The organism is Actinomyces urogenitalis DSM 15434 (assembly GCF_000159035.1).
GTDB classification, from domain to species: Bacteria; Actinomycetota; Actinomycetes; order Actinomycetales; family Actinomycetaceae; genus Actinomyces; species Actinomyces urogenitalis.
Genome location: NZ_DS999575.1, coordinates 519,709 through 525,708 on the forward strand (window position 1 = coordinate 519,709; position 6,000 = coordinate 525,708).

The 6,000-nt window shown below is 70.5% G+C and carries 7 protein-coding genes and 1 pseudogene; 1 reads left to right on the top strand and 7 read right to left on the bottom strand.

The window, feature by feature from the left end; genetic code table 11:
* Nucleotides 1-18: 18 nt before the first annotated feature.
* The 5 genes from HMPREF0058_RS08090 to HMPREF0058_RS08110 all read right to left on the bottom strand — a co-directional run bounded on the left by HMPREF0058_RS08090 (nucleotide 19) and on the right by HMPREF0058_RS08110 (nucleotide 3,257).
* Complete coding sequence (locus HMPREF0058_RS08090) at nucleotides 19-624, bottom strand: dihydrofolate reductase (RefSeq protein ID WP_006549285.1); 606 nt, start codon at nucleotides 622-624, stop codon at nucleotides 19-21.
* The gene (locus tag HMPREF0058_RS08095; protein ID WP_006549286.1) at nucleotides 621-1,508 is read right to left on the bottom strand and encodes a thymidylate synthase; all 888 of its coding nucleotides are present in this window, start codon (nucleotides 1,506-1,508) and stop codon (nucleotides 621-623) included. Before HMPREF0058_RS08095 ends, HMPREF0058_RS08090 begins: the two co-directional genes overlap by 4 nt.
* Nucleotides 1,505-2,176 (bottom strand): hypothetical protein, encoded by a 672-nt coding sequence (locus HMPREF0058_RS08100; RefSeq protein ID WP_006549287.1) that lies wholly within the window; start codon nucleotides 2,174-2,176, stop codon nucleotides 1,505-1,507. The genes HMPREF0058_RS08095 and HMPREF0058_RS08100 overlap by 4 nt, the downstream gene beginning before the upstream one ends.
* 10 nt (nucleotides 2,177-2,186) lie before the next feature.
* A complete protein-coding gene (locus HMPREF0058_RS08105; RefSeq protein ID WP_006549288.1) occupies nucleotides 2,187-2,630 on the bottom strand; it encodes an OsmC family protein in 444 nt (147 codons plus the stop codon).
* A 129-nt stretch (nucleotides 2,631-2,759) separates the two neighbouring features.
* Nucleotides 2,760-3,257 carry a DUF2505 domain-containing protein gene (locus HMPREF0058_RS08110; RefSeq protein WP_006549289.1) on the bottom strand — a complete coding sequence of 166 codons (498 nt, stop codon included), beginning with the start codon at nucleotides 3,255-3,257 and terminating at the stop codon, nucleotides 2,760-2,762.
* A gap of 124 nt (nucleotides 3,258-3,381) precedes the next feature.
* On the opposite strand from HMPREF0058_RS08110, the gene HMPREF0058_RS08115 reads away from it, so the two are divergent.
* Nucleotides 3,382-4,842 (top strand): sensor histidine kinase, encoded by a 1,461-nt coding sequence (locus HMPREF0058_RS08115; protein ID WP_024035037.1) that lies wholly within the window; start codon nucleotides 3,382-3,384, stop codon nucleotides 4,840-4,842.
* A gap of 87 nt (nucleotides 4,843-4,929) precedes the next feature.
* Here HMPREF0058_RS08115 and HMPREF0058_RS08120 read toward each other — a convergent pair whose 3' ends face one another.
* Nucleotides 4,930-5,178, bottom strand: a complete 249-nt coding sequence (locus HMPREF0058_RS08120; protein WP_006549291.1) for a WhiB family transcriptional regulator — start codon at nucleotides 5,176-5,178, stop codon at nucleotides 4,930-4,932.
* A 262-nt stretch (nucleotides 5,179-5,440) separates the two neighbouring features.
* Nucleotides 5,441-6,000, bottom strand: a pseudogene (locus HMPREF0058_RS12805) (FtsK/SpoIIIE domain-containing protein); the annotation flags it as partial.

The following is a 6,000-nucleotide window of genomic DNA, read 5'->3' on the forward strand; positions in this document are numbered from 1 at the left end:
GTCAAACCGGGTGGGTACTCAGGAACGGCGCCGCCAGTGGTCCACGCGCCAGCGCGCATCGCCGGACACCGGGCGCCATGTACCCGGCGGGTCGCTCACCGACCCCGGCTCCCTGGCCTTCGTGAGGTGCCAGGAGGCCGGGTCGATTTGCGGGGCGTGGACCAGCTGGGTGGGCGCCAACCCTCGCTGACGAGCGCGCTCGGCGGCGTCGAGGTCGAGGACGCTGATGACCAGCTCGTCCACGCACCCCGCGGCCAGTACCTGGGCGTACACGCTGCCGCCGCCGATCACCCACAGCCGCGGCAGGGCGCGCACGGCCTCCTCACGTGGATCAGGGCCGAGCCCGGCAAGCAGGTCTTCTGCCCGCTCCACAGCCTGGTCCAGCCCTCCGGCGACGACGGCGTCAGGCGCCGTCCACCCAGGCTCGCGGGTGAGCACGATACTGGCGCGTCCGGGCAGCGCGGCACCGATCGACTCCCAGGTGGTGCGCCCCATGATGACTACGCCACCCAGCGTCGTGGCCTTGAAGTGGCGGAAGTCAGCCGGCACCCGCCACAGCATGTCACCGTCCGCGCCCAGCACACCGTGGGCGTCCTGGGCCCATACGGCGCCGACGCCGCTCACACCGCCACCGGAGCCTTGATCACCGGGTGGTGCTGGTAGCCCGCCGAGGCGTCAATGTCCTCCATCGTGTAGGAGTCGATGGACTCGGCGTGGCGCAGCCGCAGGGTGGGGAAGGCATAGGCCTGGGGCACACGGGAGAGCTGCTCGCGCACCTGGGCGAGGTGGTTATCGTAGATGTGACAGTCGCCGCCGGTCCACACCAGCTCCCCAGGCTCCAGCCCGGCCTGCTGGGCCAGCATGTGGGTGAGCAGGGCGTAGGAAGCGATATTGAAGGGGACCCCGAGGAAGAGGTCGGCGCTGCGCTGGTAGACCTGCAGGCTCAGGCGGCCGTCAGCCACGTAGCACTGGAAGAAGGCATGACAGGGAGCCAGCGCCATCGCGCCCAGCTCACTGACGTTCCAGGCCGAGACCAGCATCCGGCGCGAGTCCGGGTCATGGCGCAGGGTGTGGATCAGCTGGGTGATCTGGTCGATCGCCTCGCCGCGGCGGCTGGGCCAAGAGCGCCACTGGACGCCGTAGACCGGGCCGAGCTCACCGTGCTCGTCCGCCCACTCATCCCAGATCGTGATGCCCTGCTCGTGCAGCCAGGCGATGTTGCTCGCGCCCTGCAGGAACCACAGCAGCTCGCCCTTGACCGCCTTCATCGCCACGAACTTGGTGGTGACGCGAGGAAAACCCTGGGACAGGTCGTAGCGCAGCTGCCGGGCGAACAGGGAGCGGGTCCCGGTGCCGGTCCGGTCGCCCTTGGGCGCGCCGTCGAGCAAGACCTCGGCCAGCAGCTCCTCATAGGCGACGTCGATGTCTTGGGGGGCCTGCAGGCCGAGCCTGGCCAGGCTCGGGTAACGGGTGGGGGCGCAGGCCACGCCCTGGACTGGCAGTGTCATGCCTCGATCACCTCGATGGCGTCAGTATCAAGCGGTGCGGGCCCCAGCGCCGCCTGGGCGCCCTCGATGACCTGGTTGGCCAACGCGCGTCCACCGCTCCACCCGATGGCAGCCCCGATCCCGAAGGGGATGAGGCGGCCCAGGACCAGCGCCCCGCCGCGCACGGCCTGACGCTTGGCCAGGCGCCTCACCAGCTGGGCGTTGATGGAGCGCACCGTGGGCATCGGCATCTGGGCCAGGGACTGTGCTGCCCAGTACAGGGTGGACAGGCCCAGGGATCCCTGGATGGCCTCGGCGCCGTCGGGCCCCAGGAGGGCGGAGAGCACGAGGGCGCGGCGCTTGTCAGTGTCGACCACGCGCATGCCCTGCAGCTCGGCGACGGTGAGGACGTACTTGACGGCGCTGGCCAGGAAGACCGCCGTCTGACCAACCGTCAGTGCTGCGGCGGTACCGGTGCCCACGGCAGGCAGCGCGGCTGAGGCGCCAACGGCTCCGGAGGTCAGGCCGGACTCAGTGCGGAAGCGGTCAGCGGCGCGGTGCGTGAGCTCAGCAACGTCGGATCCAGGGAACTCGCGTCGCATATGGGCGACGTTGTCCTCGATACGGCGTGCCGGGATCGCCAGCGCCTTGTCCAGCGCGCGCTCGAAGGCGGTAGAACGGCGTGCCACAGCTCGTGCCTCAGTCCTCGTCACCGAGCAGGTGCAGACGGATCGCCGCGCCCTTGTCCAGGGTGTGGCCCACCGTGCAGCCACGCTCGATCGCGCCCTCGACGCGCTCGTGAAGGGTCGCCAGCTGCTGCGGGCTCAGGGCGGACAGGTCCGTGACGATCTGGACGTCGAGGTCGGAGTAGCGCTCCTCCTCCTCGTTCTTGATCGAGGCGCAGATGGCGTTGGCCTCGAAGTCCTCGCCCAGGGCCTTGGCCAGGCGGTGGTCAGCGGACAGGGTGTTGCAGGTCGCCAGGGCGATCTTGAGCAGCTCGCCGGGGGAGAACTCGCCTGGCCCCATCCCCACACGGACCTCGCCGCCGCGCGCGTTGTGCGCCAGGTACTGGCGTGTGCCGGTGCGCTCAGCCCATACGGAGTTGGTCTCGGTCGGGGTGATGATGTCGGGCGTGTCAGTCATGGCCTGATCGTGTCACGGCACCCGGCAGCAGGACTAGTGCGCGCCTGCGTGTTCGCCCGGGGCTGGCCGAGCAGCAGCCCCGGGCGTCCCCGAGCCGGTGAGCCTGGCCCGCGGACGGGCGACGCCGGCTCAGTGCTGGGCGAGCCAGGCGGCAGCCCGCTTCTCCTCGTCAGCGACCACGGCGCCGACCATCCCCATCGCCTTGTCCTCCAGCGTCCGCCCGATCAGCGGCACGCTGACGCTCAGCTCCAGGTCCATCGTCAGCCTCGTGCTCTGCGGGGAGGAGGCCGCCAGGCGCGAGCTCGCCCCCAGGCGCACCGGCGCGCCAGAGACGGTGACGTCGAGGCTGCCACGGCGAGAGCCGTCGTCGGCAGGCTCGTCCCAGGACTCGCTGAGGGTGAAGCCGACGGCGGAGCGTACGAAGCGTGCGGCGGCCTGCGGCAGGCGGCTGGGCGGGACCGTGCCCGAGAGCGTGGAGACGAAACCGCGGCCGCGGGCGGCGACGTCGACGTCGGCCTCCTCTAGGCCGATCCTGCCCAGGCGCTGGCGCAGGTACTGGGGGTCAGCGAGCATCGCGGCCACGCGCTCGGTGGTAGCGGGGTAGGTGATCGTCACGGTCTTCTTCATGCCTTGATCCTGCCACGTGGTGCCTGGCCACCTCACGCCAGGTGCGTCGATCCGGCGAGCTCTTGCGCTCAGGGCCTACTGGTCCCTCCTGCACAGGTCGTGGCTGCCTCGGTACGATCCACGTGTGTCAAACCTCTTGCCTCTCGCTATCCGTGGCCTTGTTGACCTGGGCCCGGCCGACCTGGACTGGCTCCACCAGCTCGTTGCCGACTGGCAGGTGATTGCCGACCTGTCGGTGTCCGACCTCGTCCTGTGGGCCAAGACGGACTCGGGGCGTTTCGTCGCCATCGCCCACTGCCGGCCCTCAGGCGGCAACACGGTCCACCTCGAGGACGTCATCGGGCGGCGCATGCCCACGGCCCGCGAGGCTATGGCGGTCGAGGCCTATGACGGCGAGCAGATCCTCGTGGCCTCAGACCCGGAGTGGACCGGGACGACGGCGGTGCGCGAGGAGTACGTGCCGGTGGTCAGCGACGGGCACGCGGTGGCGATCATGACGCGCGAGACCTCGGTCGGGCTGATCCGCGGTGGTCGCCTGGGGGACAAGCTGCTGGAAGACCTGGCCGACTCCCTGTGCACCATGATTGCCGAAGGCACCTTCCCCATCCGTGGCGCCGGCACCGTCATGCGCCACGGCACCCCGCGCGTGGCCGACGGCGTGGTCCACCTCGACGACGAGGGCCGGGTCCGCTTCGCCACGCCGAACGCCTACTCCTGCTTCCACCGCCTGGGCATCGACGGTGAGCTGGAGGGACGCCAGCTCGCCGAGGCGGTGACCTCGATCATCCCCGAGCGCACGCCGGTGGACGAGACCATGGCCGTGGTGCTCATGGGACGTCAGGCCTGGCTGACCGAGGTTGAGGTCGGCGGAGCCTTCCTGTCCCTGCGCTCCATCCCACTGACGCTGGGCGGACACCGCGCCGGCGCCGTGCTGCTGGTACGTGACGTCACGGAGATTCGGCGCCGGGAGCAGGTGCTGCTCAACAAGGACGCCACCATCCGCGAGGTCCACCACCGGGTGAAGAACAACCTGCAGACCGTCTCCGCGCTGCTGCGCATGCAGGGACGGCGCGCCACCAACGACGAGACTCGTGAGGCTCTGGCCGAGGCCGAGCGCCGGGTGGCGACCATCGCCACCGTCCACGAGGCGCTGAGCCACAACGTCGACGAGACCGTGGACTTTGACGAGGTCTTCTCCTCCATCCTGCGCGGGGCGGCCTCGGTGGCTACGGCCACGGGACGGGTCACCACGCGTCTGGAGGGCAAGTTCGGCGTGGTCGAGGCTGATGCCGCCCAGGCCCTGGCCACCGTCCTCGCCGAGCTGGTGACCAACGCCGTCGAGCACGGTCTGGAGGACCGCGACGGCGTGGTGACGGTGACGGCGCAGCGCGAGGGCAGCCACCTGGAGGTCCACGTCATCGACGACGGTGCTGGCGTGGCTCCGGGCACGATCATGACGGGGCTGGGGACCCGGATTATCCAGACGCTCGTGCGTGGCGAGCTGCGTGGCTCGATCAGCTGGCAGCCGGCCGACGGCGGCCAGGGCACCGACGTCGTCGTCCACGCCCGGCTGCAGGAGTCCTGAGCGTAGGGCTGCTGGCCAGGTAAGGCAACGCAAGGCGCCCCCGAAACCGCGGTTTCGGGGGCGCCTTGCGTGGGTGAGGCCGGGGGGTCAGGAGGAGCGACGGGCGCGGGCGGCCCGGCGCTTGAGCGAACGGCGCTCGTCCTCGCTCATGCCTCCCCAGACACCGGCGTCCTGGCCGTTCTCCAGCGCCCACTTCAGGCAGGTGTCGACGACGTCGCAGCGGGCGCAGACCTCCTTCGCCTGGGCAATCTGGGCGATGGCCGGACCAGTGTTGCCAACGGGGAAGAAGAGCTCAGGGTCAACTGTGAGACATGCTGCCTGGCTGCGCCAGTCCATGAGGGCTCCCTTCGGGGTCGTGCTGCAGTCAGCTGCTCAGCTGAGGCGGCGCGCCTCGAAGGTGAACAGCGGGTGACCGCGTTCTGGGGAAACCTTCACACGTGGGCACAGGGAGGGCAAGAGATGCACGATGAGACCTACGTCCGAGATGCTGTCGTGATCCTCACAGGTACGCATCCTTGAAATCAGGCCGTGAACGCGCATGCCTGACGCCAGGGCCCGCTCACGGCGGTGCCGACCTGCCACTGGGCTCCTCATCCCCTCACGCACGAACCCGCGAGACGGCCTCGCCTGCGGGCACGGGGCAGGCCACCTGGAGCGCCATGGCCTGCCCACGTCGCACCAGCGCCCCGCGACCGGGCTGCGTGGGTGCCTGCGGGTCACAGACCGCGCGCAGGCTCACGCCGGCAGCCTGGGCCGCTGGTCCCACGCCCGGCCACAGCACCACCAGATCCGCCCTGGCTCGCAGCTCGGCCAGGGCGCCGCGAAAGCTCGTGGCTACCCGCTCGGTCAGGGCGGAGGCCAGCACCGTGCGGCCCTCGGCCAGCGCCTGCTCGACCCTGCCGAGCTCAGCCGCAGTGCACAGGTCCAGGTCGTCAACCACCAGCGGGGCCTGGCCGACACACACGGACTCCAGCACCCGCAGCGCCGTCGAGCGCCCTGATCCTGCCGGTCCCATGACCAGGACGCTGCCGCAGGGAGGCTCTATCGGCCGGGCCTGGTCTCCACCCACCGCCCACAGGGCAGGCGGGCTGCTACCGGGAGCGTGCGGAGCGAGCGGAAGATATCGCGGAATCTCCTTCAGGGCGATGGGGCCCGGGC